We start from the raw sequence: 18,146 nt of genomic DNA on the forward strand, positions 1-18,146 counted from the left end.
CCGAGAGGCCGGGTCGCCCCTATCGCTGGCAAGCCAGCTCCTACAGAATCACCGCAATCCTGTAGGAGCTGGCTTGCCAGCAATAGGGCCGTCCCATGCAGCGGAAAGATCAAGGCCTGCCAAGCAAATGACTCATCGCCGTCTTCAGCTTCATCGGCCGCACCGGCTTGTGCATCAGCGTGTGGCCCAGCTCGCGGATCTGTAGCTTGAGTTCATTGCTGTAGTTGGCGGTGATCATCATTGCCGGAATCGGTGAGGCACGACGGGCATTGATCCTTGCCACCGCATCGACACCGTTCTGATCGTTATCCAGGTGGTAATCGGCAATCAGCAGATCCGCCTCGGCGTGGTAGTTGTCCACTTGCCGCGCCAGGTCCTCCTCCGACAACGCCGTCACCACCCGACAGCCCCAGCCCTCCAGCAGCGTGCGCATGCCAGCGCAAATGGTCGCGTCGTTGTCCAGCACCCAGACTCGCGCCCCGCGCAACCGTTCCAGCATCGGTTCGCTCATCAACAGGCCCGGCGAAGGCTTTGGCGCCGTGGCGCTCAATGGCACTTCCACCGAAAACACCGAACCCTTGCCCGGCCACGAGCGCACATGAATGCGGTGCCCGAGGATGCCGGCAATCTTCTCGACAATCGCCAGGCCCAGGCCCAATCCGCGATCCTGATCGGGGCGCTGCACGTCACCGCGCTTGAACTCCTGGAAAATCTCCTCGAGGCGATGCTCGGCGATGCCCATCCCGCTGTCCCAGACTTCGATCGACAAGCGCTGACGATGACGTCGGCAACCCAGCACCACACGGCCGCTGTAGGTGTAGCGAATTGCGTTGCTGAGCAAGTTGCGAAGAATCCGCGCCAGCAACTGGACGTCGCTGCGCACCAGTGCCGAACAGGCAACGAAATGCAGTTCAAGGCCCTCACTGCGCGCCACCTCGGTGTATTCGGCGGCTAGGTTATCGAGCAACTCACTGAGGGCGAACGGCGCGATGTCGGCCTTGATCACCCCGGCATCGAGTTTGGAAATATCCACCAGGGTGCCCAACAGGTTTTCCACGTCTTCCAGAGAATTGCTGACATTGCGCACCAGCACCTCGTTGGAACCAGGCTCGCGTCGTTCCAGCAATGCACTGGTAAACAGCCGGGCGGCATTCAGCGGTTGCAGCAGGTCGTGGCTGACGGCGGCGAGAAATTTGGTTTTCGACAGATTGGCCTGTTCGGCTTCTTGTTTGGCTTCGCGCAAACGTAACTCGACCCGGCGACGCTCTTCGATTTCACGCAACAACTGGCCGTTCAGGTTGGTCAGTTCCGCCGTGCGTTCACGGACCCGCAGTTCAAGATTCTGATAAGCCTGGTGCAGCGCTTCCGCCGTGCGCCGACGTTCGGTGATGTCGCGGATCAACACGAAGATCCCCACCACCTCGCCATTCGCCAAGCGATTGGGCACATAGGAACGCAGCATGTAGCGCTCCTGATTGTTGACGTTGGTTTCGGCGAACTCGAACGTCACGCTTTCGCCGGCCAGGGCTCTGTCCACGTAAGACTCCAGCCGCTGGTAATGCTGTTCGCTGTGCACTTCGCGCAGGCTCTGGCCGAGCATCACGCCACGGGGCCAGCAGTACCATTCTTCATAGACCTTGTTGGTGAATTCGTAGACCAGATCGGCGTTGAGGTAAGCAATCAACGCCGGCACATGGTCAGTGATCAGGCGGATCCAGCGCTCGCTTTCGCTCAGTGCCTCGGCGTGCTGGTAGCGCTCGGTAATGTCGGTGAAGGTATTGACGAAGCCACCGGTGGGCAGCGGATGGGCGCGGATCTCCAGGACTCGGCCATCGTAGAGGCGCTGTTCGCATTCCTGCACCGGACGGCCGTTGCCATCGCGGGTGGCCGGCGTCAGCAAGGTCAACTCGCTGTCGGCAATCACTTCGGCAAACGGGCGATGCGCTGCCACGGGCGCCAGACCGCTCAATTCCAGGAAACGTCGGTTCCACAGTTCCAGAATGCCCTCGGCGTTGACCATCGCCACCCCTTGGGACAGGTTGTCGACCGCCCGTTGCAACAGATGCGACTTCTGCGCCACGGCCTGCTCGCGGCGTACGGTCTCGCTGAGTTTGACGTCGGTAATGTCGGTGAACAGGATCACCCGCCCGCCTTCCTGGGTCGGTCGTTCGCTGACTTGCAGCCAGCGACCGTTCTGCAGGCGATACACCAGGTTCTCGTCGGCATGCCCCCTAGGTTCTTCGGTGAACATGCCGTTGCTCATCATCAGGCGCTTGACCTCGGCCAGGCGCATCCCCGCGTTGATACGCACGCGACTGTTGCTCCAGAACGCCTTGAAACGACTGTTGAACAACACGATGCGCTGCTCGGCGTCGAACAGCACAAAGGCGTCGGATATGCTTTCGATGGCATCAATCAAGTGTTGATGGGCGGTTTCCGCACGCAGGCGCGCTTCGCTGAGCAAATGATTGCCGGCCTTGAGCTCGGCCATGGCCTGGTTCAGGGCATCGGTTCGCTCGCGCACCTGCTCGGCCAGCACCACCGAATGCTGGAACGCCGCGTACGGGTCGTTGCCACGGGTCACCCCGGACTCGACGCGCTCGATCAACGCGCCATTGATGCGCTGCAGCTTGTGGTTTTCATGGCGCAGGCTGGCCAGTTCGGCCTGTAGCTCAGCGATGTCCGGGGGCACGGCCGCGGGCAATGGCAACGCCGGTGAAGGTCTGGTTGATGTGCATGCCATTGAACTGTTCTCCGTAGGTGTTGAAACCCATCACCCGCTGCTCACGCAAAAACGTCCCGATCTGTTCGAGACGACCGTCGTCTTCAAGCTCCAGGCGCCGCAGGAAACAGTCGCAGCCGATGGTCAGCAGCAAATCCCCAAGGCGCTCCTGCAACCCTTCGAACAGGCTTTGCAGGTTCGGCAGCATCGGGCCCGGCGTCATGGCGGTGAGAACGATGCCGTTCTCCACGGCGCAGTAGAAGCTCAAGCTGAGGTCCGGGTGCACTTGCTGAATGGCACGCACGTAATACTGCTGATTGACGCGCACGGCCAACGGATGCGCCGCGAAGACCCGGTGATCGAGTTCAGCCACGGGCACGCCGATGTGTCGGGCATATTCGGCGGCCGCCGGTTCGGCATTGAGTTCAAAAACCCGGCGCAGCGCGCTGTCGGCGCCCGTGACCACCAGTTTGTCGGCGTTGGGCTGCATGTGGTGGGTGGTGAACACTTCGAAATCCAGCCAGGTATTGACCAGCACCACCACGGCCGCGCCGCTGTGGAACTCGCCATCGAAGTACACGTGGGTATGGGTCAGGTAATTGTCGTCGCCGGCCGATCCGCCGAAATGCGGTATGTCGCCCAATGCCGCACTCAAGGCGGCCAGCACCATTTCTTCGCGGCTGGACAGGCCATCGAGCAAGGTCAACGCGAAGCTGTTGCCCTTGATGGGCGCCAGTGTGTTGCTGCGGCAGCCACTGACCAGTCGCTCGACCATTTGCTGGGCGTCGATCAGGCTGAAGTGTTCCATTTCATCGATCAGCTCGACCGCAATGGAAAAGTGCCGATGATCGAAACCGACCGCTGTCACGCAATTACGGCCGTAGCCCAACGGGGTGATTTCCCCGGCGCTGGTGCAACCCACCAGGCGAATGCCGCCGAAGCTTTGCTGCAAGGCCTGACCCAAGGCCTGCAGGTCGTACTCGGCGGAACAGAAGAACAGGACCAGGCCCAAATGCGGATGCAACAACTGCCGCGCCAACTCCTGCGCGACCTGCCGGGCATCGCTGGCCTGGGACATTGCACTGACGACGCCTTCGCTCTGCTGCATCCTTACCTCCCGCAGGTGCGTGTGTATGAGGCACGAGTGTACGAAGTCTGTGGGGTGCGACGAATGCTACTTGGGTAGCGGGTAGCCGCTTCGATGGGATGAGAGTGTTTGAGGAGGTGAGGACTTGAAGGCTATAGCTGGAGATGTGAAGCACGCGCGATGGTGGCGAGGGAGCTTGCTCCCGCTGGAGCGCGTAGCAGGCCCAAAACCGGCCGATGCGCGATCAGAATCCGGACCGCTACGCGCTCCAGCGGGAGCGAGCTCCCTCGCCACAGGGAAAGGATGAGCAGACCGGCTTTATTACCAGGTCAGCACCGCGCCCACGGCGAAGGTGTCGGTGTCTTCGTTCTGCTCGTCGGTGTCGTGGCCGTTGATTTCGAACTGGTTGTACTCGGCCACCAACTTGAGGTTGTCGTTCACGTCATGAAACAACGCGACCCCGCGAGTCTCGTAATCCGCGCCGCTGCCGACCACGCCGTTGCCATCGTCATTGGTCTTGCCGTAAGACAGGGCCAAGCGGTTCTTGCCCAGTTTGTAGGAGCCCTGCAACAGGTAACCGTCACTGTCGACGTTGCGCAGGGTCGGTTCGCCGGCATTGTTGGTGAAAAACGGGTTGATACCCTTGGCCTGGAAGCCGGAACCGGTGAGTGACAACCCACCCATTTTCGCCTGCACGCCATAACCGACACCCTTGGAGGTCACGGTGTCGACCGTAGAGTCCGTATTGTCCGAGCTCTGGTAGCTGCCGTTGAGCCAGCTGTAGATCTTTGCCCCGGCCAGGTCGAACTGGTAGGTGATCTCGCTCTCGGTACGGGGGTTTTCCTGATAGGCCTTGCCCGTCGGGCTGCTGTCGTTGGTATCCACCGGGTCCATGATCCCGACCGCTACGCGCAAACCGTCCAGCACAGGCGTGCGGTAAGTGATCTGGGAAGTCGGGAACGGATACGGGTAACCGGTGCCGATGTTGCCGAACGACACCCCGCCACCGTCGACCAGCCCCAAGGTATCGCTGACCTGGCCGTAACCGGCGAGCATTTCGTCGAGCAGAATGTTGGAGCGGGCAAACAGGCCGAAATCTTTACCGATCAGCACTTCACCCCATTCCGGGTTGGCCACAGTGCCGTAGAACTGCCTTACGTCGATGGCGGTGTCGGTGCCGTTGGTTTCACTGTCGTTGATGGTGACCCAAAAGGAAGAGCGGGCACCCAGCTTCAGGTCATCAACCTGCTTGCTCATGTTGAAACCCAGGTAGTTGGGCAAAAAGCCCATCTTCACCCGCGACTGGCGGCGGTCGTATTGATCGCCAGCGCGATCCACATCGCTGTTCACATAAAAGGCATTGATATAGCCGTCTGTGGAGAACGTGGTCTGGTCCTTGTCGTACAGCATGATGTCCGCCTCGGCCAATGGGGCCAGGCCGAGTGAGGACAGGCTGGCAATGAAGGCCGGCAGAAAACGATGCGTGAAGTTCTTATTGTTGTGCATGGCGCGCTCCGAAACGGGGGACGAAGTGTCGGAGGCGATTATCGAAAGCTGACGGGCGGCGCCATACGCTGCCTTGGGGGTGGTTTGCAGGTGCTTTGGAAGGGACGACTGCGCTCGATAACTAAGGCGTACGACCGCTTGTTGGCAGGGCAAGCCACTAAAGTTGTAAAGAACCGCTTTTCGTAGGAGCCGGCTTGCCGGCGAAGGCGCACTTGAAGCCGGCTCCTACAGGTCAAACGCTCGCTTTTATCAGCATGTACGCGGCGACCACCACGCAAACGCTGGCGAACCCGACCTGCAACGCCCGCGCCGGAACCCGGCTGCACAGCCTTCGGCCAATGATCATGCCGACAATGCTGGCGCCGATGAAGGTTGCACCGACGCTGTCGATGCGCACGCCCGCCTGAAACGCGCCGATCACGCCGATGGCCGAAATCAGGCTGATGACCATCAGCGAGGTGGCGACGATTCCGCGCATCTGCACGTCGGTCAGTTGCTTGAACGCTGGGACAATTAGAAAGCCGCCGCCCACCCCCAGCAACCCCGAGACCACACCGGTCACTGCCCCGAGCGCCGCGAGGGTCGCGGTGCATTTGGCGGTCCAGGAAAAGCGCCCGGTCTGTTGATCGAGCATGCAGTTTTTCTGGCCCCAGTTGGCCTGACCGTGGTCGCTGGGGCCCTCCTCCTTGCGCTCACGTCGCAGCATCCGCCAGGCCACCATGACCATCAGCAGGCTGAACAGGATCATCAGGATTTTTTCCGGCAACTGATGGGCGAAGTAGATGCCCAGCGGTGAAAACACAGCACCGAGGGCCGCGATCAGCAGCGCCGCTCGATAGCGCACCAGCCGATGACGCAAACCGTCGAGGGCGCCGATCGCTGCCGCGCTGCCGACGGCAAACAACGCCACCGGCGCGGCCTGGGTCATGCTCCAGCCCAACCCCAACACCAGGGCTGGTACTGCAAGAATGCCGCCCCCGGCACCGGTCAAACCCAGCACAAGGCCCATCACCAAACCAAACAGACTTGCCAGCAACATAGGGAGTTCTCAGTCGACCTTGGATACACGTGTCAGCCACTCGCGGCCCTTGAGCATGCCGTTCCAGTAGAACCACGGTAGCAGTGTCGCCTTCAGCCACCACGCCGAGCGGCGCGGGGTCGTCGGATCAAGGGGAAAGGTCGGCAGCAACTTGCCCGCGTAACCGAACTCGGCAAGGATCACCTTGCCCTTCTCCACCGTCAGCGGGCAGGAGCCATAACCGTCGTACTTCAGCGGCAGCGGCAGTTGTTTGCGCAAGGCCAGCAGGTTTTCGGCCACCACCACGATCTGCTTGCGCACCGCCGCGGCGGTTTTTGCGTTGGTAGTGCCGCAGATATCACCCAGCGCAAAGACGTCGGGATAACGCGGATGCTGCAGGCTGTGGGGGTCGACCTCGCACCAGCCGGCGGCGTCGGCCAACGGGCTACGGGCGACGAAATCCGGGGCCACCTGAGGCGGTACGACATGCAGCAGGTCAAAGGTTTTTGCCTGGCGGGTGACATTGCCATCGGCATCCTTGACGTCGAACCACGCGGTTTTCGCCGGGCCGTCGACCTTGACAAGGTTCGAGTTGAACGCCAGCCGGGCGTTGTACTTGTCGATGTATTTCATCAGTGGCGGGACAAAGGTCGGCACGCCGAACAGCGCCGCGCCCGCAAGATTGAATTCGACGTCGATGGTGTTCAGCACACCGGTCTTGTTCCAGTGATCGCAGGACAGGTACAGCGCCTTTTGTGGCGCACCGGCACATTTGATTGGCATGGCCGGCTGGGTGAACAGCACCTTGCCGCTGCGAAGTTTCTGCACCTGATCCCAGGTGTAGGTCGCGTACCGGTAGCTGTAATTGGAGGTCACACCGTGCTGGCCAAGGGTGTCCTCCAAGCCTTCGATTTTCTCCCAGGCCAGGCGCAGGCCGGGGCAGACCACCAGGTTTTGATAGCTGACCGTACGCGCATCACCGAGGGTAAGTTGGCGTTTGTCCGGATCGATACCCGTCACGGCAGCCTGCAGCCAATGGGCCCCACGTGGCATCACCGACGCCATCGGCCGCACGGTATTTTCCACGTTGTAGGCGCCGCCGCCGACCAGCGTCCAGGCCGGTTGATAGTAGTGCCGGGAGTCGGGCTCGATGACGGTGACGTTCAGATGCGGGCTACGCTTGAGCAGGCTGGCGACAAAACCGATGCCTGCCGTTCCGCCGCCGATGACCACGATATCTGCACTGATGGATGGGCCCCAGTGTTGATCGTTCATTGCTTGTTCCTTTTTGCTGCACGCAAGGATTGATGCTAGTCCAGACACATAAGCCAATGTGGGAGTGAGCCTGCTCGCGATAGCGGTGGGTCAGTCACATTGATGTTGAATGTGCCCCCGTCATCGCGAGCAGGCTCGCTCCCACAGGTTCTGAGTGTTGGCTTGCATTCAGGGTTGAACCCAGCTTTTAAGCACCGCCCCGCAATAAAGCCCGGAGAGGGTTTTCATCACCTGGATCACTTCGTGACTGGCGAGACCGTAAAAAATGTATTTGCCTTCACGACGGGTGGCGACCAGTCCTTCATCGCGCAGGATGCCCAATTGCTGGGACAGGGTCGGTTGGCGCACACCGGTCATTTTTTCCAGCTCGCCTACGTTGCGCTCGCCCTGGGTCAACTGGCACAGGATCAACAGACGATCCTCGTTGGCCAGGGCCTTGAGCAGCGCACAGGCCTTGGAGGCCGAGGCGCGCAGTTGGGCGACTTCACATTCGGTCAGACTGGATTGCATTTGCAGGATGCCTTCAACGTCACTTAAGCTGCGAACATTATGTCTTTAGATAAAGTGTTGCAACCGATGACTGACTTTTCGTCTTCTGCCTTTTCTACCCCTGCACAGGTCCGTGTCCATGCCCGCACTGATTGAAGCGTTCCTCGACCCCGCCTCCTCGACCTACAGCTACGTGGTCTACGAGGCTGATGGCGGGCAGTGTGCGATTGTCGATCCGGTGCTCGACTACGATGCAGCCGCCGGGCGTACCACGACCACCCAGGCCGACAGGATCATCGCCTTCGTTCGCGGCCATCATTTGCAGGTGCAATGGCTGCTCGAAACCCATGCCCATGCCGATCACCTGTCCGCCGCGCCGTATCTGCGCAAGGAGCTTGGCGGCAAAATCGCCATTGGCGAATCGATCAGCAAGGTCCAGGACGTGTTCAAGACGCTGTTCAATCTCGAGCCATCCTTTTGCGTCGATGGTTCCCAGTTCGATCACCTGTTCGCCCCCGGCGAATCGTTCATGATCGGCAACCTCAAGGCGACCGCCCTGCACGTACCCGGCCATACCCCGGCGGATATGGCGTACCTGGTTGGCAATGACGCGATTCTGGTGGGTGACACGTTGTTCATGCCGGACGTAGGCACCGCGCGCTGCGACTTTCCCGGTGGCAATGCCAACCAGATGTTCGCCTCGATCCACAAACTGTTGGCCTTCCCCGCCAGCGTGCGGCTCTACGTTTGCCACGATTACCCGCCCGAAGGCCGAGAACCGTCCTGCATGACCACGGTCGGGGAACAACGCCAACGCAACATTCATGTGCGTGACGGCATCGACGAAGCTGCGTTTGTCGAGATGCGCACCCGGCGCGATGCCGGGTTGGGGATGCCGACACTGTTGCTACCGGCGATCCAGGTGAACGTGCGGGCGGGGAACTTGCCGCCGGCCGAGGACAACGGCGTGACCTACCTGAAAATCCCCCTGAACAAGCTCTGAACACAAAAACTTGAAATGCTGAAAGCGGCCTGCGGCCTTTCGCCGGCAAGCCAGCTCCTACACAAGGTTTGCGCACAGCCGAGGCCCCTGTAGGAGCTGGCTTGCCAGCGAAGGCGGCGTATCAGGCGATAAAGATGCTTGTGTCTAATTGCCAAGGGTCAAGCCGTTTGCCGGCAACGGCAGCGCGGTCTTGTAGCGCACCTGCTTGAGCGCAAAGCTCGAACGAATATTCGCCACCCCCGGCACCTTGGTCAGAAAGTCCATCATGAAACGCTCCAGCGACTGAATGGTCGGCACCAGCACCCGGATCAGGTAATCCGGGTCGCCGGCCATCAGGTAGCACTCCATCACCTCGGGGCGATCGGAAATCGCCTCTTCGAAATGCTGCAACGCCTCCTCTACCTGCTTCTCCAGACTGACGTGGATGAACACGTTCACGTGCAACCCCAACAGGTCGGCATCCAGTAGCGTCACCTGCTCGCGAATCAGCCCCAACTCTTCCATGGCCTTGACCCGGTTGAAGCACGGCGTCGGCGATAAATTGACCGAGCGTGCGAGGTCGGCGTTGGTGATGCGCGCATTCTCCTGAAGGCTGTTGAGAATGCCGATATCGGTACGGTCAAGTTTGCGCATGAGACAAAACCACCTGTTTTTTATGTTTATGCAGATTTTTTATCTGCAAATGATCTTGAGCGCAATGAAACAGAGAGAAATATTCTTCTTGGCCGGGCCTATGATTGTTGTAGGACAAGATTTCTTTTACCGAAGATTCCTGTCAGCTCACTACAAGAAATTCACAAGATCGAGCGTAGAAGCCATGACCCAAGCGTATGAACCGCTGCGCCTGCACGTCCCTGAACCTTCGGGCCGCCCAGGCTGCAAAACCGACTTCTCCTACCTGCATCTGACCGATGCCGGCACGGTGCGCAAACCCCAAATCGACGTTGAACCGGCTGACACGGCTGACCTGGCCCGTGGCCTGATTCGCGTGCTCGACGACCAGGGCAATGCCCTCGGTCCGTGGGCCGAAGGCGTCTCCAGCGAGATCCTGCGTAAAGGCATGCGCGCCATGCTCAAGACGCGGATCTACGACAACCGCATGGTGGTCGCCCAGCGTCAGAAAAAAATGTCGTTCTACATGCAGAGCCTCGGCGAAGAAGCCATCGGCAGCGCCCAGGCCCTGGCGTTGAACATCGACGACATGTGCTTCCCGACCTATCGCCAGCAAAGCATTCTGATGGCCCGCGAAGTACCGCTGGTGGACCTGATCTGCCAACTGCTGTCCAACGAGCGCGATCCGCTCAAGGGGCGCCAGCTGCCGATCATGTACTCGGTCAAAGAGGCCGGTTTCTTCACAATTTCCGGCAACCTCGCCACCCAGTTCATCCAGGGTGTGGGCTGGGGCATGGCCTCGGCAATCAAGGGCGACACCAAAATCGCCTCGGCGTGGATCGGCGACGGCGCCACCGCCGAATCGGACTTCCACACCGCCCTCACCTTTGCCCACGTTTACCGCGCGCCGGTGATCCTCAACGTGGTCAACAACCAGTGGGCGATCTCCACCTTCCAGGCGATTGCCGGTGGTGAAGCGACCACCTTCGCCGGTCGCGGCGTCGGTTGCGGTATTGCCTCCCTGCGGGTTGATGGCAACGATTTCTATGCGGTCTACGCCGCCTCCGCCTGGGCTGCCGAACGTGCTCGCCGCGGTCTCGGCCCGACCATGATCGAATGGGTCACCTACCGTGCCGGCCCGCACTCGACCTCTGATGATCCGTCCAAATACCGTCCAGCCGACGACTGGAGCCACTTCCCGTTGGGCGATCCGATTGCGCGCCTCAAGCAGCACCTGATCAAGACCGGTCACTGGTCCGAAGAGGAACACACCGCCGTCAGCGCCGAACTGGAAGCCGAAGTGATCGCTGCGCAAAAAGAAGCCGAACAGTACGGCACCCTCGCCGGTGGCCAGATTCCGAGCGCCGCGACCATGTTCGAAGACGTCTACAAAGAGATGCCGGAGCACTTGAAGCGCCAGCGCCAGGAGTTGGGGATCTGACATGAACGATCACAACAACAATATCGAGTTGGAAACCGCCATGACCACGACCACCATGACCATGATCCAGGCCCTGCGCTCGGCCATGGATGTGATGCTTGAGCGTGATGACAACGTCGTGGTGTTCGGCCAGGACGTCGGCTATTTCGGTGGTGTGTTCCGCTGCACCGAAGGCTTGCAGAACAAGTACGGCACTTCGCGGGTGTTCGACGCGCCGATCTCCGAGAGCGGCATCGTCGGCGTCGCCGTGGGCATGGGCGCCTACGGTCTGCGTCCGGTGGCCGAGATCCAGTTCGCCGACTACGTGTACCCGGCCTCCGACCAGATCATTTCCGAAGCCGCCCGCCTGCGTTATCGCTCGGCCGGCGAGTTCACCGCACCGATGACCCTGCGCATGCCCTGCGGCGGTGGCATTTACGGCGGCCAGACCCACAGCCAGAGCATCGAGGCGATGTTCACTCAGGTCTGCGGTCTGCGTACCGTCATGCCGTCCAACCCGTATGACGCCAAAGGCTTGCTGATCGCCTCCATCGAAAACGATGACCCGGTGATCTTCCTCGAGCCAAAACGCCTGTACAACGGCCCGTTCGACGGCCACCACGACCGCCCGGTTACCCCGTGGTCGAAACACCCGGCCGCGCAAGTGCCGGACGGTTACTACACCGTGCCGCTGGACGTCGCCGCCATCACCCGTCCGGGCAAGGACGTGACCATCCTGACCTACGGCACCACCGTGTACGTGTCGCAAGTCGCCGCTGAAGAAACCGGCATCGACGCCGAAGTCATCGACCTGCGCAGCCTGTGGCCGCTGGACCTGGAAACCATCGTCAAGTCGGTGAAGAAAACCGGCCGCTGCGTAGTGGTCCATGAAGCCACCCGCACCTGTGGTTTCGGCGCCGAACTGGTGTCGCTGGTGCAAGAACACTGCTTCCACCACCTGGAAGCGCCAATCGAACGCGTCACCGGCTGGGACACCCCCTACCCGCACGCGCAAGAGTGGGCGTATTTCCCTGGCCCGTCCCGAGTGGGCGCGGCTCTGAAACGGGTCATGGAGGTCTGAATGGGCACGCACGTTATTAAAATGCCGGACATTGGCGAAGGCATTGCAGAAGTTGAATTGTCGGTATGGCACGTCAAGGTCGGCGACATGGTCGTCGAGGATCAGGTACTGGCCGATGTCATGACCGATAAAGCGATGGTCGATATTCCGTCGCCAGTGCACGGCAAAGTCATTGCACTCGGTGGCCAGCCAGGCGAAGTCATGGCGGTCGGCAGTGTGCTGATCAGCATCGAAGTCGAAGGCGCCGGCAACGTTAAGGCGTCGGCGCAACCGGCCCCTGTTAAAGAAGCGCCGGTTGCAGCGCCGACAGTCGAAACCGCCGTGGAAAGCAAACCGGTGGCTGCCGCAGCACCGAAAGCGGCCGTTTGCCAAGGGCCGATGGTCGCCCGCGAAGCCGATGAACGCCCGCTCGCCTCCCCGGCCGTGCGCAAACATGCGCTGGACCTCGGCATTCAATTGCGTCTGGTGCGTGGCACTGGCCCCGCCGGGCGGATTTTGCACGACGACCTCGAAGCCTATCTGGCCCAAGGCCAATCGAACGCTTCGGCACCCGTCGCGGCCGCTTACGCCCAGCGTCACGATGAAGAGCAGATCCCGGTGATCGGCATGCGCCGCAAGATCGCCCAGCGCATGCAGGACGCGACCCAGCGTGCCGCGCACTTCAGCTACGTCGAGGAAATCGACGTGACAGCTGTGGAAGAGCTGCGTGCGCACCTGAACGAAAAACACGGCGCAACCCGTGGCAAGCTGACGTTGCTGCCGTTCCTGGTCCGCGCCATGGTCGTCGCCCTGCGCGACTTCCCGCAGATGAACGCCCGCTACGACGACGAAGCCCAGGTCATCACCCGTCCTGGCGCGGTGCACGTGGGCGTTGCCACCCAAAGCGCTGTCGGCCTGATGGTGCCAGTGGTGCGTCACGCCGAAGCCCGCAGCCTGTGGGACAACGCGGCAGAAATCGCTCGTTTGGCCACGGCTGCGCGCAATGGCAAGGCCAGCCGCGATGAACTGTCCGGATCGACCATCACCCTGACCAGCCTCGGCGCGTTGGGCGGCATTGTCAGCACTCCGGTGCTGAACCTGCCGGAAGTGGCAATTGTCGGCGTGAACAAGATCGTCGAACGGCCGATGGTGATCAAAGGCCAGATCGTGATCCGCAAGATGATGAACCTCTCCAGTTCCTTCGATCACCGCGTGGTCGATGGCATGGACGCGGCGCTCTTCATCCAGGCCATTCGCGGCCTGCTCGAACAACCCGCCACCTTGTTTGTGGACTGATTTTTGTTGGAGAGCTCCATGCAAACTCTGAACACCACGCTGCTGATCATCGGCGGTGGCCCTGGCGGTTATGTGACGGCGATCCGTGCCGGTCAGCTGGGCATCCCGACCATTCTGGTGGAAGGCCAATCGCTGGGCGGCACCTGCCTGAACATTGGCTGCATTCCCTCCAAGGCGTTGATTCACGTCGCCGAGCAGTTTCACCAGACGCAACACCACAGCCAGCATTCAGCGCTGGGCATCAACGTTTCGGCGCCGACCCTCGACATCAGCAAGAGCGTCGAGTGGAAGGACGGTATCGTTGATCGCCTGACCACCGGCGTTGCGGCGCTGCTGAAGAAGAACAAGGTCCAGGTCATTCAAGGCTGGGCCAAGGTGGTTGACGGTAAAACCGTGGACGTAGGCGACACGCGCATTCAGTGCGAGCACTTGGTGCTGGCCACCGGTTCGAAAAGCGTGAACCTGCCGATGCTGCCGATTGGCGGGCCGATCATCTCGTCCACCGAGGCCCTGGCGCCGACATCCGTACCCAAGCGCCTGATCGTGGTCGGTGGCGGTTACATCGGCCTGGAACTGGGCATTGCCTATCGCAAACTCGGTGCCGACGTCAGCGTGGTCGAGGCTCAGGAGCGCATCCTGCCGGCCTATGACGCCGAACTGACCCAGCCTGTTCACGACGAACTGAAAAAACTCGACGTGAAGCTTTACTTGAAGCACAGCGTGCAAGGCTTTGATTCACAAGCTAATACCTTGCAAGTACTCGATCCAAACGGTGACATCCTGAACCTGGAAACCGATCAGGTGCTGGTGGCCGTCGGTCGCAAGCCGAACACCCAAGGCTGGAACCTCGAAGCGTTGAACCTGGACATGAATGGCTCGTCGATCAAGATCGACAACCGTTGCCAGACCAGCATGCGCAACGTGTATGCCATCGGTGACCTCAGCGGCGAACCGATGCTCGCGCACCGGGCCATGGCCCAGGGCGAAATGGTTGCCGAACTGATCAGCGGCAAGAACCGCGAGTTCAACCCCACCGCCATCGCCGCCGTGTGCTTTACCGACCCGGAACTGGTGGTGGTCGGCAAGACCCCGGACGAAGCCAGTGCCGCAGGTCTGGATTGCATCGTGTCGAGCTTCCCGTTCGCCGCCAATGGCCGGGCGATGACGCTCGAGTCGAAAAGCGGCTTCGTGCGTGTGGTCGCTCGTCGGGACAATCATGTGATTGTCGGCTGGCAGGCGGTGGGGGTTGGCGTGTCGGAATTGTCGACGGCGTTTGCGCAGAGCCTTGAAATGGGTGCGCGGCTGGAAGACATCGGCGGCACCATCCATGCCCATCCGACGCTGGGTGAAGCGGTGCAGGAAGCGGCTTTGCGGGCCTTGGGGCATGCGCTGCATCTGTGATTCAAAGCACGCTCTAACTCTGTAGGAGCCGACTTGCTGGCGATGGCGGTCAATCTGATACACCGCGCCGCATTGATCGCTGGCAAGCCAGCTCCTACAGGGATCGCAATCTGGGCTGCGAAATAGGCCCGGAATGAAGTATTGTTGTCCCCATCCAAAAAACGTCAGAAGCCTTGAACCGTTTCGACGGTTGTTCAGTGATAGAGGGTGTCATGGGTAACGAAAGCATCAATTGGGACAAGCTGGGTTTTGACTACATCAAGACCGACAAACGCTATCTGTCGTATTTTCGCAATGGCGAGTGGGACAAGGGCACCCTGACCGAAGATAACGTGCTGCACATCAGCGAAGGCTCCACGGCCCTTCACTATGGCCAGCAGTGCTTCGAAGGCATGAAGGCCTATCGTTGCAAGGATGGCTCGATCAACCTGTTCCGCCCAGACCAGAACGCACTGCGCATGCAGCGCAGCTGCGCCCGCCTGCTGATGCCGCAGGTCGAAACCGAGCAGTTCATCGAAGCCTGTAAAGAAGTGGTCCGCGCCAACGAACGTTTCATCCCGCCTTACGGCACCGGCGGCGCGCTGTACCTGCGCCCGTTCGTGATCGGCGTGGGTGACAACATCGGCGTGCGTACCGCCCCCGAGTTCATCTTCTCGATCTTCTGCATTCCGGTCGGCGCCTACTTCAAGGGCGGCCTGACCCCGCACAACTTCCAGATTTCCAGCTACGACCGCGCCGCGCCTCAAGGTACCGGCGCCGCCAAGGTCGGTGGCAACTACGCCGCCAGCCTGATGCCGGGCTCCAAGGCCAAGAAAGCCCACTTCGCCGACGCCATCTACCTGGATCCGATGACCCACACCAAGATCGAGGAAGTCGGTTCGGCCAACTTCTTCGGGATCACCCACGACAACAAGTTCGTGACCCCGAACTCGCCATCGGTACTGCCGGGCATCACCCGTCTGTCGCTGATCGAGCTGGCCAAGACCCGTCTGGGCCTGGAAGTGATTGAAGGCGACGTGCTGATCGACAAACTGTCGGACTTCAAGGAAGCCGGTGCCTGCGGTACCGCAGCCGTAATCACGCCAATCGGCGGCATCGACTACAACGACCATCTGCACGTGTTCCACAGCGAAACCGAAGTCGGCCCGGTCACCCAGAAGCTCTACAAAGAGCTGACCGGCGTGCAAACCGGCGACATCGAAGCGCCAGCGGGCTGGATCGTCAAGGTTTGACCTGACGCCAGACGCACAAAAGCCCCCCATCGGGTGACCGATGGGGGGCTTTTTCATGGCTAAAAATCGTCCAAACGCGGCCCACTCCCCGGAGCTGCCGAAGGCTGCGATCTTTTACCATCACGCTCAATGGGCAACTCAATCCCAAACCGCCCCGCGATCTCCTTTCGTCCCAACACCGTCAATGCCAGTGCACGGCTATCGAGATCCTGCGTCACCCACTTGCGCCTGAGCGCCACTTGCAACAAAGCCGCTCCCAGCGATCCACCCAGATGCGGCCGGCGCATGCTCCAGTCCAGGCAAGGGCAGGCAAAGCGGCGACGTAGCGTGTTCAAATCCTGCACGGCAACACCCAGTCCTTCAAACATTGCCGTACCGCTGTCGCTCAAGCGATAGGCCTGTTCGTCGATTTCCTGCAGCCACCCCGCGTCAATCAGACGGTCGTGCAACAGCACCGCCAGGGTTCCGGCCATGTGGTCGTAGCACGTGCGAGCGAATTGCAGACGGTCCGGTGTGTGCGATTTGAATGTCGGCGCGGTGTTCTGGCCGATCACCATCAGTGCTTCGAGCGCCTGGGCCACGCGCTTGTCCGCCAGGCTGTAATAACGATGACGCCCCTGTGCGTGCAAGCGGATCAGCGCCAACTCCTTAAGTTTCGCCAAATGGGCACTGGCGGTCGACGCGCTGACCTCGGCCACCGCCGCCAACTCCGTGCTGGTACGAGCGTGGCCGTCCATCAACGAACAGAGGATTTTCGTCCGTGCGGGTTCCGCAATGGCCGCAGCGACCTGCGAAACGCCGATGTCGTGTTGTTCTGCACTCATACTTCGCTCCCGGACGAATCAACGCCTTTTCCGACTGGAGATAGTAGCAACACTTTCCAACAACAAAAGGCTGCGAACCATGGACCCGATTCTCGCCGCGACCCACGCCGACCCTTATCCCTATTACGCACAACTGCGCGCCGAGGGCGGATTGGTTTTCCACTCGCAACTGAATGTATGGGTCGCCAGCAGCGCCCAAGCGGTGGCTGCGGTACTGGCAAATCCCGTTTGCCACGTGCGGCCCTCAAACGAACCGGTGCCCCATGCGATTGCCAATGGCATGGCCGGCAAGGTATTTGGCCAACTGATGCGGATGAATGAGGGGGAACGCCAACGCTGCCCAAGGTCGGCGATTGCACCGGGTCTGAAAGGAATCGATGCACAGGAAGTCGAGGCGCTGGTCGGCGCGCGGTTGATCACGGCGGACGCCGCAGGCCTGTACAACGCCATGTTCCGGGGACCGGCCTGTGTAATGGCAGCCCTGCTGGGGTACTCCCCCGCTCAAGGTCGAGCCATCAGCGAACTGACGAGGGACTTCGTTGCGTGCCTGTCGCCCTTGAGCACTCACACTCAACTGACCGCCGCCCACGCTGCTGCAGAACAGCTGAGCGGCTACTTTGTCGAGCTTCTGGAGGATCCCGACAACCACAGCCCTTTGCTCAGTGGCATCCGCCAGCGCTTTACCGGTGGCACGCCAGAAATGCTAATCGCCAACTTGATCGGCCTGTTCTCCCAAACCTTTGAGGCGACCGCCGGACTGATCGGCAACGCGATCCTGACACTGATAAAGAACCCATCAGTGCTCCGCGAACCCGCGCAAGTCGACGACCTGCTGGCCGAAGTCCAGCGCTTCGACCCGCCCGTCCAGAACACCCGACGCTTCGTCGCCGCCCCGTGCGAAATCAACGGCATCAGCCTCAAGACAGGAGACGCGATCCTGGTGCTGCTGGCCTCGGCCAACCGCGACCCACTGCTCAACAACAACCCCGATGCCTTTATCCTGAACCGTCCAAACCGCCGCAGCTTTACCTTCGGCACCGGACACCACCAATGCCCGGGGCAAAGCCTGGCTTTGAGTATCGCCAGCGCGACGTTGCGACAGATTTTGAAGACAAAACCGGTGCTGGAACGGCTGAGCTGGGATTACCGGCCGTCCTTGAATGGGCGAGTTCCGGTGTTTAGCGACACAAGGCAGGTTTGA

At 60.8% G+C, this 18,146-nt stretch carries 15 protein-coding genes; 7 read left to right on the forward strand and 8 right to left on the reverse strand.

Going from position 1 to position 18,146, the window contains the following annotated elements:
• Positions 1–109: 109 nt before the first annotated feature.
• The 6 genes from nahK to QYH43_RS05080 form a co-directional block, all read right to left on the reverse strand.
• A complete protein-coding gene (gene nahK, locus QYH43_RS05055; protein ID WP_301156595.1) occupies positions 110–2,704 on the reverse strand; it encodes a hybrid sensor histidine kinase/response regulator NahK/ErcS' in 2,595 nt (864 codons plus the stop codon).
• Positions 2,673–3,830: a nitric oxide-sensing protein NosP gene (nosP, locus tag QYH43_RS05060; protein ID WP_095151257.1), complete on the reverse strand. Its 1,158-nt coding sequence runs from the start codon at positions 3,828–3,830 to the stop codon at positions 2,673–2,675. Before nosP ends, nahK begins: the two co-directional genes overlap by 32 nt.
• Before the next feature lie 300 nt (positions 3,831–4,130).
• Positions 4,131–5,315: a porin gene (locus tag QYH43_RS05065; RefSeq protein ID WP_301156555.1), complete on the reverse strand. Its 1,185-nt coding sequence runs from the start codon at positions 5,313–5,315 to the stop codon at positions 4,131–4,133.
• A 232-nt stretch (positions 5,316–5,547) separates the two neighbouring features.
• Positions 5,548–6,354: a sulfite exporter TauE/SafE family protein gene (locus QYH43_RS05070; RefSeq protein ID WP_301156556.1), complete on the reverse strand. Its 807-nt coding sequence runs from the start codon at positions 6,352–6,354 to the stop codon at positions 5,548–5,550.
• Positions 6,355–6,363: 9 nt separating this feature from the next.
• Entirely contained in the window at positions 6,364–7,608 is a 1,245-nt protein-coding gene (locus tag QYH43_RS05075) for an FAD/NAD(P)-binding oxidoreductase (protein WP_301156557.1), read from the reverse strand.
• Positions 7,609–7,776: 168 nt separating this feature from the next.
• Positions 7,777–8,118: a helix-turn-helix transcriptional regulator gene (locus QYH43_RS05080; protein WP_007976596.1), complete on the reverse strand. Its 342-nt coding sequence runs from the start codon at positions 8,116–8,118 to the stop codon at positions 7,777–7,779.
• A gap of 118 nt (positions 8,119–8,236) precedes the next feature.
• Between QYH43_RS05080 and QYH43_RS05085 the strand changes: the two genes are divergently transcribed.
• Positions 8,237–9,100 (forward strand): MBL fold metallo-hydrolase, encoded by an 864-nt coding sequence (locus QYH43_RS05085; RefSeq protein WP_301156558.1) that lies wholly within the window; start codon positions 8,237–8,239, stop codon positions 9,098–9,100.
• A gap of 144 nt (positions 9,101–9,244) precedes the next feature.
• Here QYH43_RS05085 and bkdR read toward each other — a convergent pair whose 3' ends face one another.
• Positions 9,245–9,733 carry a Bkd operon transcriptional regulator BkdR gene (bkdR, locus tag QYH43_RS05090; protein WP_007915088.1) on the reverse strand — a complete coding sequence of 163 codons (489 nt, stop codon included), beginning with the start codon at positions 9,731–9,733 and terminating at the stop codon, positions 9,245–9,247.
• 184 nt (positions 9,734–9,917) lie between these two features.
• Between bkdR and QYH43_RS05095 the strand changes: the two genes are divergently transcribed.
• The 5 genes from QYH43_RS05095 to QYH43_RS05115 all read left to right on the forward strand — a co-directional run bounded on the left by QYH43_RS05095 (position 9,918) and on the right by QYH43_RS05115 (position 16,121).
• Positions 9,918–11,153 carry a 3-methyl-2-oxobutanoate dehydrogenase (2-methylpropanoyl-transferring) subunit alpha gene (locus tag QYH43_RS05095; RefSeq protein ID WP_095057798.1) on the forward strand — a complete coding sequence of 412 codons (1,236 nt, stop codon included), beginning with the start codon at positions 9,918–9,920 and terminating at the stop codon, positions 11,151–11,153.
• A 1-nt stretch (position 11,154) separates the two neighbouring features.
• A complete protein-coding gene (locus QYH43_RS05100) occupies positions 11,155–12,213 on the forward strand; it encodes an alpha-ketoacid dehydrogenase subunit beta (RefSeq protein WP_053158507.1) in 1,059 nt (352 codons plus the stop codon).
• Positions 12,214–13,488, forward strand: coding sequence for a dihydrolipoamide acetyltransferase family protein (locus QYH43_RS05105; RefSeq protein WP_301156559.1), 1,275 nt, complete (start codon positions 12,214–12,216; stop codon positions 13,486–13,488).
• A gap of 18 nt (positions 13,489–13,506) precedes the next feature.
• Entirely contained in the window at positions 13,507–14,889 is a 1,383-nt protein-coding gene (gene lpdA, locus QYH43_RS05110; RefSeq protein ID WP_095057796.1) for a dihydrolipoyl dehydrogenase, read from the forward strand.
• A 212-nt stretch (positions 14,890–15,101) separates the two neighbouring features.
• Complete coding sequence (locus QYH43_RS05115) at positions 15,102–16,121, forward strand: branched-chain amino acid aminotransferase (protein WP_095057795.1); 1,020 nt, start codon at positions 15,102–15,104, stop codon at positions 16,119–16,121.
• A 59-nt stretch (positions 16,122–16,180) separates the two neighbouring features.
• Here the strand turns inward: QYH43_RS05115 and QYH43_RS05120 are convergent, their stop codons facing one another.
• Positions 16,181–16,945, reverse strand: a complete 765-nt coding sequence (locus QYH43_RS05120) for a helix-turn-helix transcriptional regulator (protein WP_095057794.1) — start codon at positions 16,943–16,945, stop codon at positions 16,181–16,183.
• A 79-nt stretch (positions 16,946–17,024) separates the two neighbouring features.
• Between QYH43_RS05120 and QYH43_RS05125 the strand changes: the two genes are divergently transcribed.
• The gene (locus tag QYH43_RS05125) at positions 17,025–18,146 is read left to right on the forward strand and encodes a cytochrome P450 (RefSeq protein WP_301156560.1); all 1,122 of its coding nucleotides are present in this window, start codon (positions 17,025–17,027) and stop codon (positions 18,144–18,146) included.

The sequence above is a fragment of the Pseudomonas sp. C32 genome (assembly GCF_030417915.1).
Lineage (GTDB): Bacteria > Pseudomonadota > Gammaproteobacteria > Pseudomonadales > Pseudomonadaceae > Aquipseudomonas.